15 protein-coding genes and 1 pseudogene are annotated in these 24,221 nt (G+C 71.9%); 6 read left to right on the forward strand and 10 right to left on the reverse strand.

The window, feature by feature from the left end; translation table 11 throughout:
- Nucleotides 1-6: 6 nt before the first annotated feature.
- Entirely contained in the window at nucleotides 7-912 is a 906-nt protein-coding gene (locus tag AC0KTA_RS25675) for a helix-turn-helix transcriptional regulator (RefSeq protein WP_481056559.1), read from the reverse strand.
- Between the two features lie 105 nt (nucleotides 913-1,017).
- Between AC0KTA_RS25675 and AC0KTA_RS25680 the strand changes: the two genes are divergently transcribed.
- Both AC0KTA_RS25680 and AC0KTA_RS25685 read left to right on the forward strand, forming a co-directional pair.
- A complete protein-coding gene (locus tag AC0KTA_RS25680) occupies nucleotides 1,018-2,463 on the forward strand; it encodes an MFS transporter (protein ID WP_481050576.1) in 1,446 nt (481 codons plus the stop codon).
- Nucleotides 2,464-2,553: 90 nt separating this feature from the next.
- Nucleotides 2,554-4,011, forward strand: a complete 1,458-nt coding sequence (locus AC0KTA_RS25685; protein WP_481050577.1) for an MFS transporter — start codon at nucleotides 2,554-2,556, stop codon at nucleotides 4,009-4,011.
- Nucleotides 4,012-4,023: 12 nt separating this feature from the next.
- On the opposite strand, the gene AC0KTA_RS25690 is transcribed toward AC0KTA_RS25685, so the two are convergent.
- Together AC0KTA_RS25690 and AC0KTA_RS25695 are read right to left on the reverse strand one after the other, a co-directional pair.
- Nucleotides 4,024-6,066: an amylo-alpha-1,6-glucosidase gene (locus AC0KTA_RS25690; protein WP_481050578.1), complete on the reverse strand. Its 2,043-nt coding sequence runs from the start codon at nucleotides 6,064-6,066 to the stop codon at nucleotides 4,024-4,026.
- Nucleotides 6,059-7,642, reverse strand: a complete 1,584-nt coding sequence (locus AC0KTA_RS25695) for an MGH1-like glycoside hydrolase domain-containing protein (protein WP_481050579.1) — start codon at nucleotides 7,640-7,642, stop codon at nucleotides 6,059-6,061. Before AC0KTA_RS25695 ends, AC0KTA_RS25690 begins: the two co-directional genes overlap by 8 nt.
- 174 nt (nucleotides 7,643-7,816) lie before the next feature.
- Here AC0KTA_RS25695 and AC0KTA_RS25700 point away from each other — a divergent pair, with 174 nt between their 5' ends.
- The gene (locus tag AC0KTA_RS25700) at nucleotides 7,817-9,094 is read left to right on the forward strand and encodes an ROK family protein (RefSeq protein ID WP_481050580.1); all 1,278 of its coding nucleotides are present in this window, start codon (nucleotides 7,817-7,819) and stop codon (nucleotides 9,092-9,094) included.
- 417 nt (nucleotides 9,095-9,511) lie between these two features.
- On the forward strand, nucleotides 9,512-12,238 hold the full coding sequence (ppdK, locus tag AC0KTA_RS25705; protein WP_481050581.1) for a pyruvate, phosphate dikinase: 2,727 nt from the start codon (nucleotides 9,512-9,514) through the stop codon (nucleotides 12,236-12,238).
- Between the two features lie 166 nt (nucleotides 12,239-12,404).
- On the opposite strand, the gene AC0KTA_RS25710 is transcribed toward ppdK, so the two are convergent.
- Nucleotides 12,405-13,733 (reverse strand): hypothetical protein, encoded by a 1,329-nt coding sequence (locus AC0KTA_RS25710; RefSeq protein WP_481050582.1) that lies wholly within the window; start codon nucleotides 13,731-13,733, stop codon nucleotides 12,405-12,407.
- Nucleotides 13,734-14,025: 292 nt separating this feature from the next.
- Here AC0KTA_RS25710 and AC0KTA_RS25715 point away from each other — a divergent pair, with 292 nt between their 5' ends.
- On the forward strand, nucleotides 14,026-15,642 hold the full coding sequence (locus tag AC0KTA_RS25715; RefSeq protein ID WP_481050583.1) for an alpha/beta hydrolase: 1,617 nt from the start codon (nucleotides 14,026-14,028) through the stop codon (nucleotides 15,640-15,642).
- A 10-nt stretch (nucleotides 15,643-15,652) separates the two neighbouring features.
- Here AC0KTA_RS25715 and AC0KTA_RS25720 read toward each other — a convergent pair.
- The 5 genes and pseudogenes from AC0KTA_RS25720 to AC0KTA_RS25740 form a co-directional block, all read right to left on the reverse strand.
- A pseudogene (locus AC0KTA_RS25720) lies at nucleotides 15,653-15,985 on the reverse strand (ABC transporter permease subunit); the annotation flags it as partial.
- Nucleotides 15,986-16,020: 35 nt separating this feature from the next.
- Nucleotides 16,021-17,211 carry an RNA-guided endonuclease InsQ/TnpB family protein gene (locus AC0KTA_RS25725; RefSeq protein WP_481056560.1) on the reverse strand — a complete coding sequence of 397 codons (1,191 nt, stop codon included), beginning with the start codon at nucleotides 17,209-17,211 and terminating at the stop codon, nucleotides 16,021-16,023.
- Nucleotides 17,212-17,264: 53 nt separating this feature from the next.
- Nucleotides 17,265-18,638 (reverse strand): ABC transporter substrate-binding protein, encoded by a 1,374-nt coding sequence (locus AC0KTA_RS25730; RefSeq protein WP_481050584.1) that lies wholly within the window; start codon nucleotides 18,636-18,638, stop codon nucleotides 17,265-17,267.
- Between the two features lie 178 nt (nucleotides 18,639-18,816).
- On the reverse strand, nucleotides 18,817-19,389 hold the full coding sequence (locus AC0KTA_RS25735) for an SRPBCC family protein (protein WP_481050585.1): 573 nt from the start codon (nucleotides 19,387-19,389) through the stop codon (nucleotides 18,817-18,819).
- Between the two features lie 806 nt (nucleotides 19,390-20,195).
- Nucleotides 20,196-22,049, reverse strand: a complete 1,854-nt coding sequence (locus tag AC0KTA_RS25740) for an APC family permease (protein WP_481050586.1) — start codon at nucleotides 22,047-22,049, stop codon at nucleotides 20,196-20,198.
- A gap of 230 nt (nucleotides 22,050-22,279) precedes the next feature.
- Here AC0KTA_RS25740 and AC0KTA_RS25745 point away from each other — a divergent pair, with 230 nt between their 5' ends.
- Complete coding sequence (locus AC0KTA_RS25745; protein ID WP_481050587.1) at nucleotides 22,280-22,852, forward strand: hypothetical protein; 573 nt, start codon at nucleotides 22,280-22,282, stop codon at nucleotides 22,850-22,852.
- 349 nt (nucleotides 22,853-23,201) lie between these two features.
- Here the strand turns inward: AC0KTA_RS25745 and AC0KTA_RS25750 are convergent, their stop codons facing one another.
- Nucleotides 23,202-24,155 carry an oxidoreductase gene (locus AC0KTA_RS25750; protein ID WP_481050588.1) on the reverse strand — a complete coding sequence of 318 codons (954 nt, stop codon included), beginning with the start codon at nucleotides 24,153-24,155 and terminating at the stop codon, nucleotides 23,202-23,204.
- Nucleotides 24,156-24,221: the final 66 nt, after the last annotated feature.

The raw sequence follows: 24,221 nt of genomic DNA on the forward strand, positions 1-24,221 counted from the left end.
TCTCCCTCACTCGCCGCGCAGCTCCGCCAGCCGTCCCAGCCGCACCTCCGTCTCCTCGTCGGCCGGGACATACGCCACGAGCCGGTGCGCCTGCGGCTGCGGGGCCATCCACAGGTTGCGGTGCTCCAGGGCCAGCAGCCCCACCTCGGGGTGCCGGTACCGCTTGACGTGCGGCGACATGGTCGCGACCTCGTGCCGCCCCCACAGCTCGCGAAACTCCGCGGACTCCGCGAGCAGCCCGTCGAGCAGCTCCTTCCAGGCGGGCTCGGCCATGTGCTCGGCCATGCCCACGCGGTACTTGGCGATCAGGTCGCGCAGCATCTCGTCCCGGTCGAGGAACGTCTCGCGCCAGTGCCTGCTGGTGGTGAGCAGCCACAGGCAGTTGCGTTCGCGCGGCGGCAGCTCGGTCAGTTCGCCGAAGACCTGGGCGAAGGGGCGGTTGTGGGCGAGGACGTCGTACCGGGCGTTCTGCAGGGTGGCCGGGTAGGGCGCGATGGTGTGCATCAGGCGCAGCGCGGTCGAGGACAGCAGCGGGCAGTCGTAGTCGTCGGGGCGCGGGTCGACGACGCCCGCGAGCACGAAGAGGTGGCCGCGCTCGGTCGGGTCCATGAGCAGCGCGCGGGCGATGGCGTCCAGGACCTGCGCGGAGACCCGAATGGACCGGCCCTGCTCCAGCCACGTGTACCAGGTGACCCCGACCGCGGAGAGCTGCGCGACCTCTTCGCGGCGCAGTCCGGGCGTACGCCGCCGGGCCCCGCGTGGCAGTCCCACCTGCTCTGGCGAGATGCGCTCGCGGCGGCTGCGCAGGAAGGCGGCGAGCTCTTGCCGACGGGTGGCGGTCGCTTCGGTGGCGGGCTCTGCTACTGCTGGCTCTGCAGCCGTCGCTGCTGCTACGGGCTCTGCGGTGGTGATCACACCCCCAGGCTGCCGCACCCCTCACCCTGTTGCCAGGTGCGCCTACTACCAGGATAAAGACACTCTGGTACCCCCCTAGGGCGACCGCCCATTGTCGTGTCCGTGACTCTCACGACCCACGGCGCCAAGCCTCGTACACGTACCGCTCACCCGTCCCAGAAGACCGCCGCCCTCACGCCCCTCGGCCTGGTCACCATCCTGCTCGGCGCCGCCCTGCCGATGATCGACTTCTTCATCGTCAACGTCGCGCTGCCCGACATCGAGGCCGACCTCAACGCCCCCGCCGCCACCCTGGAGATGGTGGTCGCGGGCTACGCCGTCGCGTACGCCGTGCTGCTCGTCCTCGGCGGCCGGCTCGGCGACACCCACGGCCGCAGGACGCTGTTCCTGTGGGGCGTCGCCGCCTTCGGGCTCACCTCGCTGGCCTGCGGGCTCGCCCCGACCGCCTGGTGGCTGGTGGCGGCGCGGGCGGCGCAGGGGGCCGCGTCCGCGCTGATGCTGCCGCAGGTGCTCGCCACCATCCACGCGACGACGAGCGGGGAGCGGCGCGCGCGGGCCGTCTCGCTGTACGGCTCCGTCGGCGGTGTGTCGATGGTGCTCGGGCAGATACTCGGCGGTGTCCTGGTCGCCGCCGACCTGGCGGGCACCGGCTGGCGCATGGTGTTCCTGGTGAACGTGCCGGTGGCCGCCCTCGCCCTGGTGTTCGCGGTGCGCGCGGTGCCGGACAGCCGGGCCGAGCGTCCGGCGCGCGGCGACCTCGGCGGCACGGTCCTGCTCGCCGTGGCCCTGACCGCGTTCCTGCTTCCCCTCACCGAGGGCCGGGCCGCGGGCTGGCCGCTCTGGTCGGTCCTCACGCTGATCGCCGCGCCCTTCCTGATCTGGGCGTTCGCCGCGGTGGAGCGGCGCGCGGAGGAGAGCGGCGGCAGCCCGCTGCTTCCGCCGTCCCTGATGCGGGAGCCGGGCGTCCGCCGGGGCCTGCTCGTCGGCCTGCCCATCTTCATCGGGTTCAGCGGCTGGATGTTCGTGAGCGCGGTGACCCTTCAGCAGGGTCTCGGGTACGGCGCCCTCAAGGCGGGCCTGACCCTGATCCCCATGGGTGTCGCGCAGTTCACGGCGTCGCTGCTCGCGTCGCGCCTGGTGAACCGGCTGGGCAGCAGGGCCCTGACCCTGTGCGCCCTGGTGCACGGCACCGGTGTCGCCGTCCTCGCCTTGACCGTGCTGTGGGCCCCGTGGTCGGCGCTCACCCCGCTGACGCTGGCGCCGGGCCTGGCGCTGTGCGGCTTCGGCCAGGGCATCCAGCTCCCGCTGTACTTCCGCATCCTGCTGTCCGCGGTGCCCGCCGCGCGTGCGGGCGCCGGCAGCGGGCTCGCCGCGACGGCACAGCAGTCCTGCCTGGCCGTGGGCGTGGCCACGCTTGGCTCGCTGTTCCTGGCCCTGAACTCAGGCGTCGGCCTGCGCGAGGCCTTCGCGACGGTCCTCGCCGTACAGCTCGCCGGGCTCCTCGCCCTCGCCGCACTGAGCCTGCGCCTGCCGCGCGAGCTCGGCTGACCCGCACCGGCGGGTGCGCGCCGACCGCGTGCCGGTGCCCCGCCTTCCCGCCCGAGGCGGGGCCTCGCGCCTGGAGTTACCGTCGGCTGTATGCCCGAGCTGAGTCACCGGCGCCGGATACTCGTGCTCGCGATCTGCTGCATGAGCCTGCTGATCGTGAGCCTCGACAACACCATCCTGAACGTGGCGCTGCCCACGATGCGCCGGGAGCTCGACGCCGGTGTCTCGGGCATGCAGTGGACGATCGACGCCTACACCCTCGTCCTCGCGTCCTTCCTGATGCTCGCGGGCTCGACGGCCGACCGCATCGGGCGCCGCAAGGTGTTCCAGGCGGGCCTGCTGGTCTTCACGCTCGGCTCGGTCCTGTGCTCGCTCGCGCCCAACCTGGAATGCCTGGTGGCCTTCCGCATGATCCAGGCGGTCGGCGGCTCGATGCTCAACCCGGTCGCCATGTCGATCATCACGAACACCTTCACCGAGCCGCGCGAGCGGGCCCGCGCCATCGGGGTGTGGGGCGGCGTCGTCGGCATCTCCATGGCGGCGGGCCCGCTGGTGGGCGGCCTGCTCGTGGACTCGGTGGGCTGGCGGTCGATCTTCTGGGTCAATCTGCCGGTGGGCCTGGCGGCGCTGTTCCTCACCGTCCGGTACGTCCCCGAGTCCCGCGCGCCCAAGCCGCGCCGCGCCGACCCCGTCGGCCAGCTCCTGGTGATCGGCCTGCTCGGCGCGCTGACGTACGCGATCATCGAGGCGCCCACGGCGGGCTGGACGTCCCCGCTGATCCTGACGTTCGGGGCGACGGCGGCAGCGGCGCTCGTGGGCCTGCTCCTGTACGAGCCGCGCCGCGCGGAACCTCTGATCGACCTGCGCTTCTTCCAGTCGGCGCCGTTCAGCGGCGCCACCGTGATCGCGATCGCGGCGTTCGCGGCCCTCGGCGGCTTCCTGTTCCTCGCGACCCTCTATCTCCAGGACGTACGCGGCCTCGACGCGCTGCACGCCGGCCTGTGGATGCTGCCGATGGCGGCCATGACGCTGGTGTGCGCACCCCTGTCGGGGCGGCTCGTCGGCAGCCGGGGCCCACGCCCCTCGCTGCTGATCGCGGGCGTGGCGATGACGGCGGCCGGAGTGCTGTTCGCGGCCTTCGAGGCGGAGAACGCGGGCCCCACCCGGCTGCTCGCGTACGTCCTGTTCGGCCTGGGCTTCGGCTTCGTGAACGCCCCCATCACCAACACGGCGGTGGCCGGCATGCCCCGCGCCCAGGCGGGCGTCGCCGCCGCCGTCGCCTCCACCAGCCGCCAGATCGGCCAGACCCTCGGCGTCGCGGTGATCGGCGCGGTCCTCGCCTCCGGCGTCGCGGCCGCGCACACGGCTTCGTACGCGAACGACTTCACCGAAGCGAGCCGCCCGGCGTGGTGGGTGATCGCGGGCTGCGGCCTGGCGGTCCTGGGAGTCGGCATGCTGACAAGCGGACGATGGGCCCGGGAGACGGCACGACGGGCTGCGGAACGCCTGCCTCGGGACGATGAAGCTCACGTGACCCATCGCGCCTGATAGCCCGCAGGGCTATGCGCCCCCCACCGCCGTCAGCAATGCCAAAGGCGCCGCTGCCGAGCGGGATTCCCGTACGCAGGCGTGGGGGTAAGGGACCGGCGCGGGGTACGCCTCGCGTTCGTACCCCGCGAGGACTTCGGGGAGGCGGCCCGCCGCGGTGGTGGCGGCGTCGACGAGGGCGTGGGCGACGGACCGGGCCTCGTCGTGCAGGCCGTAGCGGGCGAGGCCCAGCGTGATGAGGGCGTTGTCGTGGGGCCAGACGGACCCGCGGTGGTAGGAGAGCGGGTGGTACGCCCCTTGCCCGGAGGCGATCGTACGGACGCCCCACCCGGAGAAGAAGTCGGGTTCGAGCAGGCGCCGGCCGACCGCCTCGCCGTACTCCTTGTCCAGGAGCCCCGACCAGAGCAAGTGCCCCGCGTCGGAGGCGAGCGCGTCGACCTGCCCGCCGTTCCCGTCGAGGGCGAGCGCGGGAAAGGACCGCGCGGGCATCCAGAAGTCCCGCTGGAACCGGTCACGGAGGTCGGCGGCGGTCTGCGCGAGGAGGGCCGCGTACACCTCGTCGTCCCACACGGTGCGCGCGAGCCACGCGGTGCGCCGCAGCGCGTCGTACGCATACCCCTGCGCACCCGCGGCCATCACGGGACCGAGGGCCCGCGTCCCGTCGGCGTCGCAGATCGCGCCGGGGGAGTCCTTCCAGTTCTGGTTGGCGAGCCCGCCCTCGTCCGCGCGGTAGACGAGGTAGCCGCGCGAGGTGAGCCCGCCATGGTCCAGCATCCAGCCGACGGCGGCCCGCGCGTGCGGCTGCAGGCGCCGGGCGAGGGCGGTGTCGCCGGTCTGTTCCGTGTACGCGCCGAGCAGCACGAGGAACAGCGGGGTGGCGTCGACCGAGCCGTAGTACCGCCCGAAGGGGACCTGCCCGAAGTGGGCGAGCTCGCCGTGCCGCACCTCGTGCACGATCTTGCCGGGCTGGGCCACCCGCCCCTGCGTGTGCTCGGTCGCCTGGGTCGCGGCGAGCGCGGGCAGCGTCGCGGCGGCCAGACGCGGCAGGTACGGCAGGGCGAACAGGGAGGTCAGCAGGGCGTCGCGGCCGAGCAGCGTGAGGAACCACGGCACGCCCGCCGCGGGCACGCTCAGCTCCTCGCCGTCGGGCCCGCGCGCCGGCACCTGGAGCGAGGCCAGGTCGGCGAGCCCGCGCGCACAGGCCGCGGCCAGCTCGGGCCAGCCCGCGGGCGGGGTCACGGCGGACGTGAACTCTCGCTCGGCGTCGGCGAGTTGGCGCAGGGCGGCGCCCGGGGAGCGCGGCGGGGCGGGCCGCGGCGGGGCGCCATGCGGCCCCGCCGTGACGGTCAGGGCCATGTCGGCCGACCCGTGCGCGTCCAGCTCCAGCGTCCACACCAGGCGCCGGGCGCCGGTGCCCGTCTCCTCGACGGCGTCCGGGGCGGGCTCGGCGGTGACGGCGGTCCGCGCGATCCAGTCGCCGCGCCGGTAGCCGAACTCGACGCCCTCGATGCGTTGTTGACCGGACCCGCCGGGGGCGCGCCCGCTCTCCTCGAAGCCGGAGCCCCCGTCGTCCACCGTCAGTACCCGCCGCGAGCGGACCGCGCCCGTCTTGGTATACGTACGGTGGTCCGAGCGCAGCTCGAACTGGTCGGTGAAGTCGGCGTCGGCGGTCAGCCCGAGCCGCAGGGTCGTCGGCACCGGGCGGTTGCTGGTGATGCGCAGGGACTCCACCAACGCGCCGTCCACGACGGCCTGTTCGCGGAAGAGGGTGTACGCGGGCGGCTCCTGGCGGCCGCCGCGCGGCACCAGCACGCAGCGCGCCACGCCGGTGTCGGTGCCCGCGGCGGACGTACCCGACGCGGAGGCGGTCACTGGGGTGAGCACTTCCGGGACGGCGCCGTCCACCGTGAGCTGCCAGCGGCTCAGGTGCCGCGCGTCGCGCACGAAGAGCCCGTCCGGGGCGGTGCCGCCGGGCACGCCCCGGATGTCGCCGCCCGCGCCCACGGCCGCGAACGTCGCGCCGTGCACGAGCAGTTGGTGCTGCCGGTCAGTCATTCCGAGCCCCTTCGTCCGAACCAGGCCCCGCTGTCGCATCCCTGGTCAAGCCCACGGTCGTATCCCTGTCCCCGCTCACGTCCGCGCCCGCGCCGTCCTCCACGTCCACGACCGCGCCGTCCACGCCGACGTCGAGGGCGAGCGCCGCGCTCCAGCCGAAGCCGCGGGCGCCGCAGCCGGCTCCGGTGTACGGATCCACGTACTCGGCGAAGTCCGAGGCCACCGCCGTGTCGAGCAGCGCCGCGCGCAGCAGGTCCGCGCGCTCCCGCTCGCCGTGCAGCCGAAGGCCGCGCTCCAGCAGCCAGTTGATGTTGAACCAGGCCGGTCCGCGCCAGTACCGCTGCGGGTCGAAGGCCGGGCTGAGCAGGTCGTGGCTCGGCACCAGACGGGCCCGGCCGCCGAGCTCGAAGTGCGGGCCGCACGCGGTGCGCACCAGCGCCGCCACGATGTCCCGCGGCAGCCCGCCAAGGACCAACGGCACAAGCCCGGTGACCCCGCGCTCGGCCACGAGCGCCCCTTCGGGCGGCCCCGCGCCGCCCGCCCCTCCGGGCGCCCCGGCCAGCAGGTCCCGGCACCGGAAGATCCCGTCCGCCGGATCCCACAGCCGCTCCACAAGGACGCGCGTGAGGCGCTCCGCGCGCTCGTGCCGGGCCGTCGCGGGCACGCCGAGTTCGCCGGTGATCCGGGCGAGCGCGTGCTCGGAGGCGATGAGGAGGGCGTTGAACGACGGGTCCTCGACGGCGAAACCGCCGAGGGCGAGACCACCCGCCCCAGCGCCGTACCCTCCGTCCCGGTAATCCGCCGCGAGCCGCACATACCGCCCATAGTCGAGATCCGTCGGCCGGTCCTGCGGCGAGCCGTGGTCCAGGTCGGCGCGGCGGAACGTACGCGCTCGCGCAGGTGCCACCCGGCTCAACGGGGCGTCCCAGCAAGGGCTGTTGTCCATCCCCTGCTCCCAGGGGTGGACCACCGCCGCGAGCCCCGCGCCGCCGAGGTCCCGGTGGTGCAGCAGGAAGCGGTGCCAGGCGGCCAGGCGCGGGTGCAGGCGCGGCAGGAAGGAGCGGGCCCGGGACAGGCCGGGGTCGGCGAGGTGGACCAGCCACGCGGCGAGCGCGTGCACGGGAGGCTGCACGATGCCGGAGGTCTGCACGGCGCGGGGCGCCCCCGCCGCGCGCCCCGCCGTGCTGGAGCGCCAGAAGTCGGGGCTCGGGAAATACGCGTCGAGCGGGACGGAGGGGTTGAACACGATGTGCGGCACCCGGCCGTCGGCCCACTGCGCGGCCAGCAGCGTCTCCAGCTCCACCTGGGCGTGCAGCGGCGACAGATGGCGTAACCCGATGGCGATGAACGCGGAGTCCCAGGACCACTGGTGCGGATACAGCTCGCGGGACGGGACGGTGGAGGTGCCGGTCCAGTTGGCGGCGAGGACCCGGGCGGCGTGGTCACGGAGCGCGGCGGGGGTGGTGTGCGGGGCGCGTGAGGCGTACGGGGCAGTTGCGGTGCGCCGGGCGGCGGGGCCGGCCGCGGTGGTGGCGGGGGGCCGGGTCGCGGCCCTCGTCGTGGTCGTACGGTCCACGCGTCACTCCCGGGGGCCGTCGCCGCTCACCGAAGCGGGGCGACAGCCTGTCAGTTTGGATCCATCCACCATAGAGTTACGTCTGCTTAACACGCAAAACCCAATATGTAACGCCGAGTTGACGAGCACAAGAGCCTGGACGGCCTGGTGCCGGGGTAGGTCAGGGGAGTGGGCATGAAGAGCAGGAACGGGACCGGCGGCGGGAACGGACCCGCGGCGCGCCCGCCCGCCGACCGGGCCAGCGCGGGCGACCTGCTCCACCTGGTCCGCAGCGGCCGCGCCACGACCCGCGGCGCCCTGCAACAGGTCACCGGCCTGTCCCGGGCCACCGTCGGCCAGCGCCTGGACCGCCTGTTCCGCGCGGGCTGGCTGCGCGAGGGCTCCGGCAACCCGGTGGACTCCCCGCTGGGCGGCCGCCCCTCCGTCCGCCTGGAGTTCGACGACGCGCACGCCGTCGTCCTCGCCGCCGACCTGGAGACCCGGCACGCCCGCACGGCCCTGCTCACCCTCACCGGCGAGGTCGTCGCCGAGCGCGGCTGGCCGCTGCGGGTCGACGAGGGACCCGAGAAGGTCCTGGACGAACTCGGCGCCGGATTCGGTGAGCTGCTGCGCGCGAGCGGCCGGCGCGCGGACTCGGTGTGCGGCATCGGGCTCGCCGTGCCCGGCCCGGTCGACAGCGAGACCGGCCGGGTGGTGCAGCCGCCGATCATGCCCGGCTGGGACGGCCACGACATACGAGGCGGACTGCGCCGCGCCTTCACCGAGCACACGGGCGCCACGGCGACCGCGCCGGTGCCGGTGCCGGTGCCGGTGTACGTCGACAACGACGCGAACCTCATGGCGTACGGCGAGCAGCGCGCCCACTACCCCGACTGCTCGGCGTTCGCGCTGGTCAAGGTCTCCACCGGCATCGGCGCCGGCGTCGTCGTCAACGGCTCGGTCTACCGGGGCATCGACGGCGGCGCGGGCGACATCGGGCACATACGCGTGCCCGGCGTCCCCGGGAGCGCCGCCGCGCTGTGCAAGTGCGGGTCGTACGGCTGCCTGGCCGCCGTGGCCAGCGGGCGGGCCGTGGCCGCGCGGCTCGCGGCGGCGGGGGTGCCGGCCGCGTCCGGGTCGGACGTGCGGGAGCTGCTGGCCGCCGGGCACCCGGAGGCCGTGGGGCTCGCGCGCGAGGCCGGGCGGCAGGTCGGCGAGGTCCTCGCCACCGTCGTGACGCTGCTCAACCCCGGCGTCCTCATGATCGCCGGAGATCTGGCCGGAACACCCTTCCTCACCGGCGTGCGCGAGCTGCTCTACCAGCGGGCCCTGCCGCGCTCCACCGCCCACCTGGAGATCGTCACCTCGCTGCTCGGCGAGCGCGCGGGGCTGATCGGGGCGGGTGCGCTGGTGGTGGAGCAGCTCTACGCGCCGGAGCGGGTGGAGGAGCGGCTCGCCGTGCTCGGTCTCTGACCGGTGCGGGGGCGTCCGCGCGGCGGCTCGCATGCCGAGATTCTGACGCTGGAAACAGCGTGATTCTCGCCACCCCTGATAGGTCTTGCGCTCAGATGAGCGCGCTGGGGGTGGGCCCGGAGTGGCTGCACTTCTCCAAGGTGTGGCACTCAGTGCCATCGCTCGATCATTTATGAATTGAACTCACATCTGAGTTCTGATCGCTCATCTGAGCGAAAGCCCGGCGCTACGCGAGTCAATCCTTCAAGGCTTGAACCCGACTCTCCTGCTGCGTGCTACCGCTCGGTCACTTTCGATCTAGCGGCGGACGGGTGGTTACGACCGTGTGACCCACAAGTGGACGTACCCAGGCGCCTTCGATCTGGGTATGTTCCTCGCCGTCAGGGCAGCCACCGCGTCCTCGAGGAGTCGAGACCCGTGTCGGAAAACAAAGATCCCCACGTAGCTCAGGGCGTGAAGTTCGTTTACGACTTCACCGAGGGCAACAAGGACCTCAAGGACCTGCTCGGCGGGAAGGGTGCGAACCTCGCCGAGATGACCAACCTGGGTCTTCCGGTCCCTCCGGGGTTCACCATCACCACCGAGGCCTGCAAGGTCTACCTCGACAGCGGCGAGGAGCCCGCGGCACTGCGTGACGAGGTGGGTGCGCATCTCGCCGCCCTGGAACAGAAGATGGGCAAGAAGCTCGGCCAGTCCGACGACCCGCTGCTCGTCTCCGTGCGCTCGGGCGCCAAGTTCTCCATGCCCGGCATGATGGACACCGTCCTGAACATCGGGCTCTCCGACAAGTCCGTGCAGGGCCTGGCCAAGCAGGCCGGCGACGACCGCTTCGCGTGGGACTCCTACCGCCGCCTGATCCAGATGTTCGGCAAGACCGTCCTCGGCGTCGACGGCGAACTCTTCGAGGACGCGCTGGAGAAGGCCAAGCACGCCAAGAAGGTCACGGTCGACACCGACCTGGACGCGGGCGAGCTGAAGAAGCTCGTCACCAAGTTCAAGAAGATCGTCAAGACCGAGGCGGGCCGCGACTTCCCGCAGGACCCGCGCGAGCAGATGGACCTCGCCATCCACGCGGTCTTCGACTCCTGGAACACCGACCGGGCCAAGCTCTACCGCCGCCAGGAGCGCATCCCGCACGACCTCGGCACCGCCGTCAACGTCTGCTCGATGGTCTTCGGCAACCTCGGCCCCGACTCCGGCACCGGCGTCGCCTTCACCCGCGACCCGGCCTCGGGCCAGCAGGGCGTGTACGGCGACTACCTCCAGAACGCGCAGGGCGAGGACGTCGTCGCGGGCATCCGCAACACGGTCCCGCTCGCCGAGCTCGAGCAGCTCGACAAGAAGTCGTACGACCAGCTCATGCAGATCATGGAGACCTTGGAGACGCACTACAAGGATCTCTGCGACATCGAATTCACCATCGAGCGCGGCCAGTTGTGGATGCTGCAGACGCGGGTCGGCAAGCGCACCGCCGGTGCCGCCTTCCGCATCGCCACGCAACTCGTCGACCAGGGCCTGATCGACGAGGCCGAGGCGCTGCAGCGCGTCAACGGCGCACAGCTCGCGCAGCTGATGTTCCCGCGCTTCGACGAGGACGCGAAGGTGGAGCAGCTCGGGCGTGGCATCGCCGCGTCGCCGGGTGCCGCCGTCGGCAAGGCCGTCTTCGACTCGTACACCGCCATCAAGTGGTCGCGCTCCGGCGAGAAGGTCATCCTGATCCGCCGCGAGACGAACCCCGACGACCTGGACGGCATGATCGCCGCCGAGGGCATCCTGACCTCGCGCGGCGGCAAGACCTCGCACGCCGCCGTCGTGGCGCGCGGCATGGGCAAGACCTGCGTGTGCGGCGCCGAGGACCTGGAGGTCGACACCAAGCGCCGCCGCCTCACGGTGAACGGCCACGTCGTCGAGGAGGGCGACGTCGTCTCCATCGACGGCTCCACGGGCAAGGTGTACCTGGGCGAGGTGCCCGTGGTCCCCTCCCCGGTCGTGGAGTACTTCGAGGGCCGCATGCACGCGGGCGCCGACGACGCCGACGAGCTGGTCAAGGCCGTGCACCGGATCATGGCGTACGCGGACCGGGTGCGCCGACTGCGGGTGCGGGCCAACGCGGACAACGCGGAGGACGCGCTGCGGGCCCGGCGCTTCGGTGCGCAGGGCATCGGCCTGTGCCGCACCGAGCACATGTTCCTCGGTGAGCGCCGCGAGATGGTGGAGCACCTGATCCTCGCCGACACCGACGAGGAGCGCGAGAACGCCCTCAAGGAGCTCCTGCCGCTCCAGAAGCGGGACTTCGTCGAGCTCTTCGAGGCGATGGACGGCCTCCCCGTCACCGTCCGTCTCCTCGACCCGCCGCTGCACGAGTTCCTGCCCGACATCACCGAGCTGTCGGTGCGCGTCGCGCTCGCCGAGTCCCGCAAGGACCACAACGAGAACGACCTGCGCCTCCTCCAGGCCGTACACCGCCTGCACGAGCAGAACCCGATGCTGGGCCTGCGCGGCGTACGCCTCGGCCTGGTCATCCCCGGCCTGTTCACCATGCAGGTCCGCGCCATCGCGGAGGCCGCGGCCGAGCGCAAGAACGCCAAGGGCGACCCGCGCGCCGAGATCATGATTCCGCTCGTCGGCACCGTCCAGGAGCTGGAGATCGTCCGCGAGGAGGCCGAGCAGGTCATCGCCGACGTCGAGCGGGCCACCGGCGTCCACCTGAAGCTGGCGCTCGGCACGATGATCGAGCTGCCGCGCGCCGCCCTCACCGCCGGGCAGATCGCCGAGGCCGCCGAGTTCTTCTCCTTCGGCACGAACGACCTCACCCAGACGGTGTGGGGCTTCTCCCGCGACGACGTGGAGGCCTCGTTCTTCACGGCCTACCTGGAGAAGGGCATCTTCGGCGTCTCCCCGTTCGAGACGATCGACAAGGACGGCGTCGGCAAGCTGGTCCGCGACGCGGCCGCGGCCGGCCGGGCCACCCGCCCCGACCTCAAGCTCGGCGTCTGCGGCGAGCACGGCGGCGACCCGGAGTCGGTGCACTTCTTCCACGAGGTGGGCCTGGACTACGTCTCCTGCTCCCCGTTCCGCATCCCGGTGGCCCGCCTGGAGGCAGGCCGCGCGGCGTCGACGTCGACGGGCAGCGACCACCGCTGACCCTGCGACGGGTCATCGACCGTCCGCGAAAGCTCCGGGGCTGTCGCCGTGTCCCCGACCCTCAACCGATACGGCGACGGCTCCGGTTCACCAAAAGGGGCGGCACCCTGTGCGGGGGTGCCGCCCCTTCGGCGTGCCGGTCGGTTTCGGTGTGCCGGCCGGTGGCCTACTTCTTCGGCGTGACCTCCGGTACCGCCGCCCCGCGGGCCGCTCCCACCTCGAACGTCACGTGGGCGAGGCCGGTCGGCGCCTCCGCCCCGACGCGCAGCGGCGCCCACAGCGTCGCGAACTCACCGGGGTTCAGCTCCAGCGGAATCCGGGCCGTGAGGGTGGCCCTGTCCTCCGACAGCTCCCCGACGGCCCACCAGTTCTGCGGCAGCCCGTTCCGCCCCCAGTACAGCTTGGACTCGGTGAACCACATGCCCTGGGGCGCGCGGACGGTGACGGTCTGGGTGCCGATGTGCTCCACGCCGGTGTTCTGCACCGTCACGCTCGGGAAGAAGCTCTCCTCGCCCTGAGCCACTGTCTGCGGGGTGCGCCGGTCGGTGACGGTGAGCGAGACCCGGGCCCACTGCGGCACGTAGCCGCGGCAGCGGAAGTAGACGCTGCCGATCTGGAAGGCGTCCTCGGGCTTGCTCGGGTCCCAGCCGTACTGGTGGCTGAAGGTTTCCTGGCCCTCGGCGGCCTGCGGCCACACCAGGAAGCGGTAGTAGCCGGGCTTGTCGCCCAGTTCGCCCATGTGGAAGGCGGGCAGGTCCACCCAGTCCGTCTTGTTGCCGTCGTTGCGCGCCCGCACGTACTGCTTCTTCGGCAGCGGGGTGAGGCGGGAGGGCTCGCCGTCCTCGTGGACCAGCTGGTAGTAGACGTAGCCGTCGGCCTCGTCGGGCAGGCGCGGGTTGACCAGGTTGATGAAGAGCGTCCGGTCGTGCACGAGGCCGCTGTCGGTGACGTAGCCGAAGCCGGCCTGGCTCTGGCCCTTCTGGTCGGGGTAGCGGTCCCAGTTGCCGTCGTAGGGAAGCCGGACGAACGGGCGCCCCGTGCCCTCCGGGTAGTCCTTGTCCCAGTTCGGGTTCAGCGCCTCGATCCGGGGAGCGACCGTGTGCACGGCGCCGTTGTCCAGCGTGACCTCCACCTTGATCAGGTAGGTCTGGACGTTCTCGCCGCGGACCGTCTTGTCGACGCTCAGGTCGCCGCGGAGGGTGAAGGTGATCAGGTCCCGGTCCCCGACCGTGACCGTGTCCACGACCTCGTACTCGTTGTTGATGCCGCCCTCGCCGCGTTCCTTCTTGTCGGCGTTGCTGTCGGTCGTCCCCTCGCCGTCCCAGTCGTACTTGATTGCCCGGATCTTCACTCCCTTGGGGACAGATATCCGGCCGTCGTAGCGGAACTCGCTGTCCCACGTCGGGAAGCGGTTGGCGTATCCGAGGGTGTGGATCTCCGGAGTGCCGGCGTTCTCGCCTGCCGCCGTCTGCCGCGAGCTCTCGGTGGGGCTCATCGTTCTCCTTCTCGGTCGGGCTTGGTCGGGCTTGGTCGGGCCTTGCCGGGTTCGGTGGTGTCCGGTCGGGTTCCGTCGGTTTCCCGACCGGTTTCCCGGCGCTGATCGACGCTCCGGACGGTAGTGGCGCCGTCACGGAGACGTAACTTCCTTTCGCGCCAACCGGATCAGACGCCTCCGGAGTCCGCGGAAAATGGCTGACAGGACGGTTGGGGGCGGGGCCGAGGCAGGTGTACGAGGCACCTTCTGCGTCCAACTGATCGGTACCAAAACCGATCAGAAGGAGCGTCACGTGCAACAACCCGCATATCGGCGGCGCCTCGTGCCGGTGCTCGCGCTGGGAGTGCTGGCCGGGCTCGCGCCGGGACTCGCCGCAGGGTCGGCCTCGGCGGCCCCGGGGGCTCCGGGGGACACGGCGTCCGCGTCGGTCCCGACAGCCGCGTCGGCCCCCACGGCCGCCAGAGCCGACGCCGGCCGTCTCGCCCCGTACACACACCAGAAGCTCACCTGGAAGCGCTGCTCCGCCGACCAGCCCGCCAAGTTCCGGTGCGCCACGCTCAAGGTCCCGCTCGACTACCGGAAGCCGGCGGGCAAGCGCATCGACATCGCGATATCCCGGGTCAGGACGAGCGTGCCGGACAAGCGGCGCGGCGTGCTGACCTTCAACCCGGGCGGGCCCGGCGGGCCGGGGCTCGATCTGCCGCTGCAGGCCGCCGAGGCGCTGCCGAAGGCCGTTCGCCAGCAGTACGACCTGATCGGCTTCGACCCGCGCGGCGTCGGCAGGAGCACGCCCGTGGCCTGCGGTCTCGACAGCGGCGAGATGGCGTTCCCGCGTCCCAACCGCACCGCCGGGGAGTTCGCCGCGAACAAGGCCTGGGCCAAGAAGGTGGCCGATCAGTGCCACCGCAGGATGGGCGGCGTGCTGCCGCACATCTCCACCCGCAACACCGCCCGGGACATGGACGTCCTGCGGGCGGTCCTGGGGGAGAAGAAGCTCAATTACTACGGCGTCTCGTACGGCACGGCCCTCGGCGCCGTCTACGCGCAGCTGTTCCCCCAGCGCGTCGACCGGTGGGTCATCGACAGCGCCGTCGACCCGAAGCTGATGTGGCGCGGCATGTACCGGATCTGGGCGCCGGAGGTGGAGCCCGCCTTCAAGCGGTGGGCGAAGTGGACCGCCGAGCGCTCGTCGACGTACCACCTCGGCGACTCCGCCGACCGCGTCACCCGCACGTTCTGGAACTTGGTGAAGCGCGCCGACCGCAAGCCCGTCGAGATGGACGGGCAGAAGTACGACGGTGCCGGTGTGCGCGACCTGCTGCGCTCCGAGTTCTTCAGCGTACGCAGCGGAGCCGAGCTCGTGGTCAAGCTGAAGAAGGCCGCCGCGGGCAAGCGCGTGAAGGCCGCCCCCGAGGCCGGGACCCCGGACGACAACCCCGACGTGAGCCACTGGGCCGTGGTGTGCGCGGACAACTCCACCTGGCCCCGCGACGCGGAGACCTACCGCCGCGACCTGAAGCACGACAGCGCCCGCTACCCGCTGTTCGGCGACTTCGCCGCCGGAATCTCGCCCTGCGCCTACTGGGGCAAGGGCGCCGAGCCCGTCACCAAGGTGAACAACAAGGTCCCCATGCTGCTCGTGCAGAACGAGTGGGACTCGCAGACCCCGCTGGTCGCCGCGCAGAGCATGCACCGCGCCCTGAAGGGCTCGCGCATGGTGACCGTCGACGAGGGTGAGGGCCACGGCGTGCTCTTCAACGGCGCGGCCACCAACGCGTGCGCGGAGAACACCTCCATGGCGTACCTGGCCACCGGCAAGCTCCCCGCCAAGGACGTCACCTGCCACGCCACGCCCGGCGCCCGCAAGCGCCCCGGCGCGGCGCCCCCGGCCTTCGCCCCCGGGCGCTGAGCCTCAGTCCTCAGTCCTCGATGCCGGAGCGCTCGACGCCCGCCACGATCCACCGCTGGAAGAACAGGAACACGACCAGCAGCGGCACGATCGACACCGCCGCCGCCACGAACAGTTCGTGCAGCCGGATCACTTGAGAGGTGGTGAAGGAGGCCAGGGCCACCTGGACGGTCCACGCGTCCCGGTCCTGGCCGATCACCAGCGGCGATCGTCCCGACGGCCGCGAACACCAGGCGGGCGTTCGGGACGACGATCAGCCAGTACGTGTACGCCAGTAGCCGGGGCCGTCCACCCCCGCGCCGCGTCCTCCAACTCCCGTGGGAGCCCGGAAGTACTGGCGGAAATTGACTTCCTCCCCCTCGTGGACGAGGGGGATTCCTACGGCTCGCGCCGTGAGGGTTTCTGCTTCGTCGCCGACTGCCCGCCCGGAGTTCTCCGTTGAGGTCTGACACCAGCTCCACAGACTGTCACCGCCAGCCCGGCGGCCTTCAGGTTTCTGGCTGCGTTCACGTCCCGGTCGTGGGCCGTGCCGCAGCTGTCGCACGTCCAGGTACGGACGTGCAGCGGCATCTTGCCAGCCAAGGTGCCGCAGTGGGAGCACAGCTTGGAAGAGGGGAAGAAGCGGTCCACCGCGATCACTTCCCGCCCGTACCAGACGGCCTTGTACTCCAGCATGTTCCGGAACTCGGCCCATGCGGCATCACTGATGGCGCGAGCCAGGCTCCGGTTCTTGACCATGTTGCGCACGGTCAGGTCCTCGATCACGATCGTTTGGTTTTCACGAACGAGTCGGGTCGTGAGCTTGTGCAGGCCATCACGCCTGCGATCGGCGATCCTGGCGTAGATCTTCGCGACCTTCCGCCGGGCCTTTGCGCGGTTGGTCCCGTCGCCCTCGGCCTTGCGGGACAGCTCCTGCTGAGCCCTCGCGAGACGGGCACGGTCTGCGCGTTCGTGCCGGGGGTTGGCGATCTTCTCCCCGGTGGACAGTGTCAGCAGGTGATCCAGGCCCACGTCGACCCCGATCGCCGCGTCCGTGGCCGGGAGCGGCTTCACCGTCGGATCCTCGCACAGCAGTGAGACGAACCAGCGCCCGGCGCTGTCCTGGGAGACGGTCACGGTGGACGGCTCCGCCCCCTCGGGGAGCGGGCGCGACCACACGATGTCCAACGGTTCGGCCATCTTCGCCAGGGTCAGCTTTCCGTCCCGGAAGCGGAACCCACTGGTGGTGTATTCGGCGGACTTTCTGGACTTCTTCCGCGACTTGAACCGTGGGTACTTGGCCCGCTTGCCGAAGAAGTTCGTGAACGCCGTCTGCAAGTGCCGCAGTGTCTGCTGCAACGGAACGGAGGAGACGTCGTTGAGGAACGCCAGTTCCTCGGTCTTCTTCCACGCCGTCAGCATGGTCGATGTGGCGTTGTAGTTGACCCGCTCCTGCCGCGCCCACGCCTCGGTACGGGCGGCGAGAGCCATGTTGTAGACCTTCCGAACGCACCCGAACGTGCGCGACAGCTCGGCTGCCTGCGCATCAGTCGGATAGAAGCGGTACTTGAATGCCCGCTTCACACCCATCGTGGTCACGCTTACAAACTAGCGTGACGATGTGTGAAGTCCAAATCTGCGGGTCAGAGCACTGCGATCCGCCCTGGCGGCGAATCGCGGCTTCGTGCCTCGCTCCGCAGGGGTTTCGCTTCCTCCCCCGCTGAAGCCGGGGGTATCCACGAAAGGAACTTGATGAAGCACGACGACTTCTTCTTCACCCGGGCCAGTTCCGCCGACACCTTCCGTACGACGGACTTCAGCTCGCTCGAAGGGTTCGCGCCGGACTTGATGATCCGGCTGAGCGCGTCCTGGTACGCGACGCGGCTCGCGGGGGTCCAGCGCAGCGGCTCGGCGTAGCCGTTCTCGGTGGAGAAGCGCACCGCGTCGGCCGCCGGGTCCTTCGTGAGCGGGTCGGCCTTCTTCGCGAGCGAGAGACGCGCGGGGATGTGGAAGCCGTACGACAGCGCGAAGTCCCGCTGGTAGTCGGTCTTTTCGATCCACAGCCACCGCACGAAGTCCTTGGCCTCCCGCTTGTGCGCGGTGCGGGCGCTGACCGCCGCGCCGTACGCGCCCACCGGCACCGCGGGCTTCGCGCCCGGCGCGGCGGCGGGGAAGGCGGCCACGCCGAAGTCGTCGCCCAGCGCCTTCCGCACCGCCGGCAGCGCCCACAGGCCCGACCACTGCATGGCCGTCAGGCCCTGCACGAACGCCGACGGGTCCGACCAGTCGGAGGGCGCGCCGAGCAGCAGCGACTTGTCCTCGTACAGCTCGCGCAGCGGGGCGAGGGCGCGGGCGGCGGCCGGGTCGTCGAAGCCGACCTTGCCGTCGTCGGTGACGAGCTGGAGCCCGGCCGCGTACAGGGGCGTGCCGCCGAGCGCGCCCGCGCCGCCGTCGTTGCCGAGGAACAGGCCCTTGACCTTCTTCGTGGTCAACTCGCGGGCGGTGTCGACGAGTTCGTCGAGGGTGGTGGGCGGTTTCCGGCCCGCGTCGGCGAGGAGGCTCTTGCGGTAGTAGAGCAGTTGCATGTCGACGACCTGGGGGATCGCCCAGATCCGGCCGTCGTACGTCTTCGGCGCGAGCGCGACGGGGTTGAAGTCGTCCTTCACGCCGTCGAACAGCTCGGTGAGGTCGAGCACCTGTCCGCCCTGGATCTGGTCCAGGGTCGGGCCGTTGACCTCGAACACGTCGGGCCCCGACTTGGTCAGGAGCGCGGCGGCGGTCTGCTCGTCGTAGTTGCCGGGGCGCCACTGCACGGACACGTCGGCCTTGTCGTACGCGTCGGCGTACCGCCGCACGGCCTGCTCGGTGCCGGGCTCGCCGTACTGGTGGTACCACTGCGACAGCTTCGGCCCCTTGCCGTCCGAACCGCCGCCGTCGCGGCCCGTGTTGGACCCGCACGCGGTGAGCAGCCCGAACGCGGCACCGGATGCGAGCAGTGTCCTGCGGCTGATGGTCATGCCGTTCTTCCCCCTGTGCGCTGGATCGTCGGTACGTGGTGGGTGGTGCGTGGTACGTGGTACGTGGTACGTGCCGGGCCCAACGATCAACCATGCAGGGGGATTACGACAGACGTATTGCGGTCGCGTGTCGGCGCACCCGGGGGCCCGCCGGCGCACCCGCGAGCCCGTTGGCCGCCTACGCCTCCAGCAGCGCCTTGAGCTCCGTGAGTCGCTCGCGCCAGAACGCCTTGTACGCCGCCACGGCCGCCGCGTCCGGCAGCTTCTCGTGGCCGACGCCGACCACTGTCTTGTCCGGGCCCTTGACGGTGAGGGTCACGGAGATACGGCCCGTCGGCGTGCCGTCCGCGTCGGTGAAGTCCGCGGTGACCGACTTGGCGGGGCGGTGGGTGCGGAGCGTGAGCGGGGTGTCGGGGAGCCAGCGGCGGCGTACGTCCTCGTCGGCGAAGGCCTCGATGACGCGGGCCGCCGAGGCGTCCACGGTCTTGCTGCCGCTGGTCCGCCAGTCGCCGGTGCTGGACTGGCCGACCTGGCGCAGGCCGCGCTCCTGTTCGTAGCCGACGGTGACCGACTGTGCGTACCAGCCGTCTACGCCCAGGTCCTCGCGGATGTGGCGGGCGATCGCCGTGTGGCCGTGCGCCGTGGCGCCCCACGCGTCGAGCTCGGCGAACCACTCCGCCCAGCCGCGCCCGGTCGCCTCCCGCAACGCCTCGTCGGACAACTTCTGGGTGATCTTCTTGCCGACGTCCATGCGCACGACGCTAGCGCTTCCTCCCCAACCCCACCCCTTCCCGAAAACCATGGGGCTGCGCCCCCTGGACCCCGCCAGGGGTAGGTGTCCCGTGCGGGTGGGCCAGACCCCCGCCGGGGTGGGTGTCCCGTGCGGGTGGGACAGCCCCCGCCGGGGTGGGTGTCCCGTGCGGGTGGGACAGCCCCCGCCGATCGCCGCTCCGCGGCTCGTCCTCAATCGCCGGACGGGCTATTTCCCACCCACCCGCCCTTTTCGCCCTTCGGGCGGGAGGGAGCAGGCTGCGCCCCCTGGACCCCCGCCGGGGGTGGCGGTCCCGTGCGGGTGGGCCTGACCCCGCCGGGGGGTGTCCCGTGCGGGTGCGACGGGCCGCCGCTGATCGCCGCTTCGCGGCTCGTCCTCAATCGCCGGACGGGCTTTCTCCCACCCGCCCGCCCTTTTCGCCCTTCGGGCGGGGTGGGGGGAGGGTGGGATTCCGTCCTTCGGGAGGGGTGGAGGGCAGGCGGCGCGAGCTGTCCTGCTGGACGGAGTGGGGTGGGGCAGGCGGGGCTAGCTGTCCTGCTGGACGGGGTGGGGGCAGGCGGGGCTAGCTGTCCTGCCAGGTGGGGTGGGTGTTCCGTGCGGGTGGGACGGGCCGCCGCTGGTCGCCGCTTCGCGGCTCGTCCTCAGGCGCCGGACGGGCTTTTTCCCCGCCTGGCCCTCTCGCGCTGCGCGGGTTGTTCCGGCAGGTAGTAAGGGCGGGTGGGTGGGGGATATAGCCCCTCCGGCGTTTGAGGAGCGGGGTCCGGGGCGGAGCCCCGTGGGGGTGGTTAAGGCCGAGCGGCCAGGCGGAAGCGGAGGCGGCAGATCACCGCGTCCGTGTCCCGCCGCACCGCGTGCGCGAGCACCGCCCCGCGCTGGTTCTGGAGGAGGCGCTGCCAGATGTGGGCGGGCTCGACCTCGGGGATGAGGACGGTGACCCGGGTGGCGGGGTGGTACTGGTACACCTTCCGGACGTACTCGGAGACGGGGCGCCCGACCGTGCGGGCCTTCGAGGGCAGCGAGACGAGGTCGACGCCGGGGTTCCACAGTTCCCAGTCGCGCCGCAGGTTCTCCGCCGCCGTACGGTCCTCCGCGTCGTCGTAGGTGACCGTCACGGCCCGCACCTCGTCGCCGAGGGAGACCGCCGCGTTCAGGGCCTCGCAGGTCAGCCGGGACAGGCTGGAGACGGGGACGATCACCAGGGAGTGGTCGCGGTGCGGCGGCTCGGGGACGCGGCCGAGCCCGAGGTCCTCGCCGATGCGCCCGTACGCCCGGTGCACGATCTCGAAGACGCCGACGATCGCGGGCAGCGCGAGCACGATCAGCCAGGCGCCCTCGGTGAACTTCGTCGCGGTGACGACGACGGCCGAGACGCCGGTGAGGACCGCGCCGAAGCCGTTGAGCAGCGCCTTCGCGGGCTGCCCGGACGTGCGCCAGTGGATGACCATGCCGGTCTGGCAGAGCGTGAAGCCGACGAACACACCGATCGCGAACAGCGGTACGAGGGTGTTGGTGTCGCCACCGGAGAAGACCAGAAGGGCCGCGCCCGCGGCGGCGAGCGCGAGCACGCCGTGCCGGTGGACCTGGCGGTCGGCCTTGAGCGCGAAGACGTGCGGCAGGTAGTTGTCCCGGGACAGCAGGCTCATCAGGACGGGCAGGCCGCCGAAGGACGTGTTGGCGGACAGCGCGAGCAGGATCATCGTCGCGAACTGCACGACGTAGAAAGCCCAGTTGTGGCCGAGCGAGGCGTCGGTGAGCTGCGCGAGGACGGTGACGCCCTCGACCGGCTGGAGGCCGAAGCGGGAGATGAGGACCGACAGGCCGATCAGCATCACACCGAGCAGCGCGCCGAGCGCCACCTCCGCGTGCTGGGCCCGCTTGACGCGCGGGGTGCGGAAGGACGGCACGGCGTTGGCGATCGCCTCCACCCCGGTGAGCGCCGAACAGCCCGAGGCGAAAGCTTTCAGCAGAAGCAGGGCGCCCACCGTCGTGGCGTTGTCCGCGAGGACGGAGGCATGGCCCTGGGCGGCCTCGGTGGAGACCGGTCCGTCGCGGAACAGGCCGACGGCCACCATCGCGAGGATCGCGCCGACGAACACGGCGGTCGGCACGATGAACACGCGCGCCGAGTCGACGATGCCGCGCAGATTGACGGCCGTGATCACGACGAGCACGGCCAGGCACAGCCAGAGCCGGTCGCCATACAGCCCGGGGAAGGCGGAGGTGAGGGCCGCGACGCCCGCCGTCACGGCGACGGCGACGTTCAGGACGTAGTCGAGGACGAGGGAGGCGGCGGCGACCAGGCTGGCGCGGCGGCCCAGGTGCGCCTTCGCGGCGGCGTAGGAGCCACCGCCGTCCGGGAAGGCGGCGATGACCTGGCGGTAGGAGGCGACGAGCACGCCGAGCAGACCGGCGATCGCGAGGGTCACGGGCAGCGTGAAGCCGAGCCCGTGCCCGCCGGCCGCGGCAAGCACGAGCACGATGGCCTCGGGCCCGTACGCCACGGAGGCCATGGCGTCCAGGGACAGCGCGGCCAGGCCCTGCAGGGCGGTGAGACGATGCCGGTCACCCGGGTCCGCCGCGCCGGTATCGGGAGGTTCCTCGATGGCCGGGGCGCCGGGGCGCTCGGAAACGGTCGTCATGCTGTGCCTTTCATCCTGGTCGGCCGCTTTGGTCGAGGCGGCGAGCAAGCAACAGCGTCAGCGCGCGTGCGCCGGAGATCAGCACTCTTGGCGGCTCTTTGACGAGGGCCGGACACCTCTTGACGCCTCGTTGAGGGGCGCGTCAGCGGCGCGTCAAGGTGTGCCGTGCACGTGTATGCACGGCGTCAACGCCGCGGACGGCGTGGGGGCGCCGTCCTACCGTGCGGCACATGGGACATGACTGGACGACTCGGGGCAGGCACGCGGCGCACGCAGTGGACGCGACCCGTGCGCCGGACGCGGACGCCGTGGTGACCGACCGGCGCTGGGCGGCCGACCTGCGCGCCGCCGTCTTCTGCTCGCTCGCCCTGTTCGCCCTGATCATGCTGGTCGACTTCGCGGCGGGGTCGCTGAGCGCTGTGCGTACGGGGCTGTGGGCGGGGCTGGCCGCCCTGTTGTACGTGATCCTGCATCCGGCGCGGGTCAGTGCGGGGCCCGGCTGGCTTGCCGTGCGGGGGCCGTTGCGTCGGCGGCACGTGTGCACGTGTCTGCTCACCACGGTGCGGACCAGCGAGACGGTTGCCGCGCGGCTTGTGCTGTGTGACTCGCTCGGCAATCGGGTCGAGTTCGACCCGAAGGTCCTTGCCGAGAATCCGTTGCTGCTGCATCGCCTGGACGCGGGTGCCCGGGCTTCTCTGGCCGCTGGCCTGCTGCGGTCCGGGTCGGTTGAGCTGACCCGGTTGCTGGCTCGGTTGGACGGGCGGGAGGCCAAGGCTGTGTTCGAGGCGTCGGGCCTGCGTTAGCTTCGCGGGACGTGTGTGCCACACCTGCTGCGGGGCGTCTGCGGGCCGTGGGGGCTGGTCGCGCAGTTCCCCGCGCCCCTAACGGGGCGCGTACCGCGCCGTCTCAGCCTCGGGTCGGTGGGGGCTGGTCGCGCCCGCGCGGCGGAGCCGCAAATCGATACAGTCCCGCGCCCCTTACGGGGCGCGTGGTGCCGCGCCGTCTCAGCCTCGGGTCGGTGGGGGCTGGTCGCGCCCGCGCGGCGGAGCCGCAAATCGATACAGTCCCGCGCCACTAACGGGGCGCCTGGTACCGCGCCCTCAGCCTTACCGGTGCCGCGTCCTCAGCCTTACGGGTGGCGGTGTCGCGCCCTCACGCCTTCAGGGCCTCGTACGTCACCCCCGTCAGCGCCTCCGACGCTGCCCAAAGGCGTTCGCCTGCCGTGTTGTTGCGGGTCCACTTGGCGCGGGGGGACGGGGCGGGGGCGCCGCGCCAGGCGAGGAAGCTCGGGCCCGTGAAGGAGTCCGGTCGGACCCCGGGGGCCGTGGCCGCGTACAGCGTGGGCAGGGCGCCTGCCTCGGCGGACTGGCCGGCCAGGCGGTTGCCGATCGCCATGACCGCCTCCGTGGCCTTGCGGCCCGACATCCGGGGGCCGGCCGACTGGAGGTTCGTCGCGGCGTAGCCGGGGTGGGCGGCCGCCGCGACGACGTCGGAGCCGTGGGCGGCCAGGCGCCGTGCCAGCTCGTGCGTGAAGAGCAGGTTGGCCGACTTGGAGCGGGCGTAGGCGGGCCAACGGCGGTAGCGATGCTCGCTGTTGAGGTCCGCGATGTCGATGTTGGCCAGCATGTGGGCCATGCTGGCGACTGTGACGACGCGGGCGCCGGGCGCGGCGAGCAGGTGCGGCAGGAGCAGTCCGGTGAGCGCGAAGTGCCCCAGGTGGTTCACCCCGAACTGGGTCTCGAAGCCGTCCGCGGTGCGCCGGTACGGCAGCGCCATCACGCCCGCGTTGTTCACGAGCAGATCGAGCCGTCCGCCGGCCTCGCGTTCGTAACGCTCCGCGAAGTTCCGTACGGACGCGAGGTCGCCGAGATCGAGGGAGCTGAACTCGGCGTCGGCGGACGGCACGTCGGACACGAGCCGGGCGAGGGCCCGTGTGCCGCGCTCCTCGCTGCGGCAGGCGAGGATCACCCGGGCGCCGCGGCGGGCCAGTTCACGGGCCGTCACATAGCCGATGCCGCTGTTGGCGCCGGTGACCACGGCCGTGCGTCCGCTCTGGTCGGGAATGTGGTGGGCGGTCCAGTTCTTCGTACGCTCCGGGCGCGTCATGCCGCTGAGCGTACGCCTGTACGTCTCGTCGGGCAGCAGTACGGCGGCCTTCCGGTGGACGTGCCG

This window comes from Streptomyces sp. Y309, from assembly GCF_056712025.1.

Excerpts from the sequence above, each read along its gene's own strand:
- AC0KTA_RS25685 (WP_481050577.1), top strand. The coding sequence starts at position 2,554 with ATGCCCGAGCTGAGTCACCGGCGCCGGATACTCGTGCTCGCGATCTGC.
- AC0KTA_RS25690 (WP_481050578.1), bottom strand. The coding sequence starts at position 6,066 with ATGACTGACCGGCAGCACCAACTGCTCGTGCACGGCGCGACGTTCGCG.
- AC0KTA_RS25700 (WP_481050580.1), top strand. The coding sequence starts at position 7,817 with ATGAAGAGCAGGAACGGGACCGGCGGCGGGAACGGACCCGCGGCGCGC.
- AC0KTA_RS25710 (WP_481050582.1), bottom strand. The coding sequence starts at position 13,733 with ATGAGCCCCACCGAGAGCTCGCGGCAGACGGCGGCAGGCGAGAACGCC.
- AC0KTA_RS25725 (WP_481056560.1), bottom strand. The coding sequence starts at position 17,211 with ATGGGTGTGAAGCGGGCATTCAAGTACCGCTTCTATCCGACTGATGCG.
- AC0KTA_RS25730 (WP_481050584.1), bottom strand. The coding sequence starts at position 18,638 with ATGACCATCAGCCGCAGGACACTGCTCGCATCCGGTGCCGCGTTCGGG.
- AC0KTA_RS25735 (WP_481050585.1), bottom strand. The coding sequence starts at position 19,389 with ATGGACGTCGGCAAGAAGATCACCCAGAAGTTGTCCGACGAGGCGTTG.
- AC0KTA_RS25740 (WP_481050586.1), bottom strand. The coding sequence starts at position 22,049 with ATGACGACCGTTTCCGAGCGCCCCGGCGCCCCGGCCATCGAGGAACCT.
- AC0KTA_RS25745 (WP_481050587.1), top strand. The coding sequence starts at position 22,280 with ATGGGACATGACTGGACGACTCGGGGCAGGCACGCGGCGCACGCAGTG.
- AC0KTA_RS25750 (WP_481050588.1), bottom strand. The coding sequence starts at position 24,155 with ATGACGCGCCCGGAGCGTACGAAGAACTGGACCGCCCACCACATTCCC.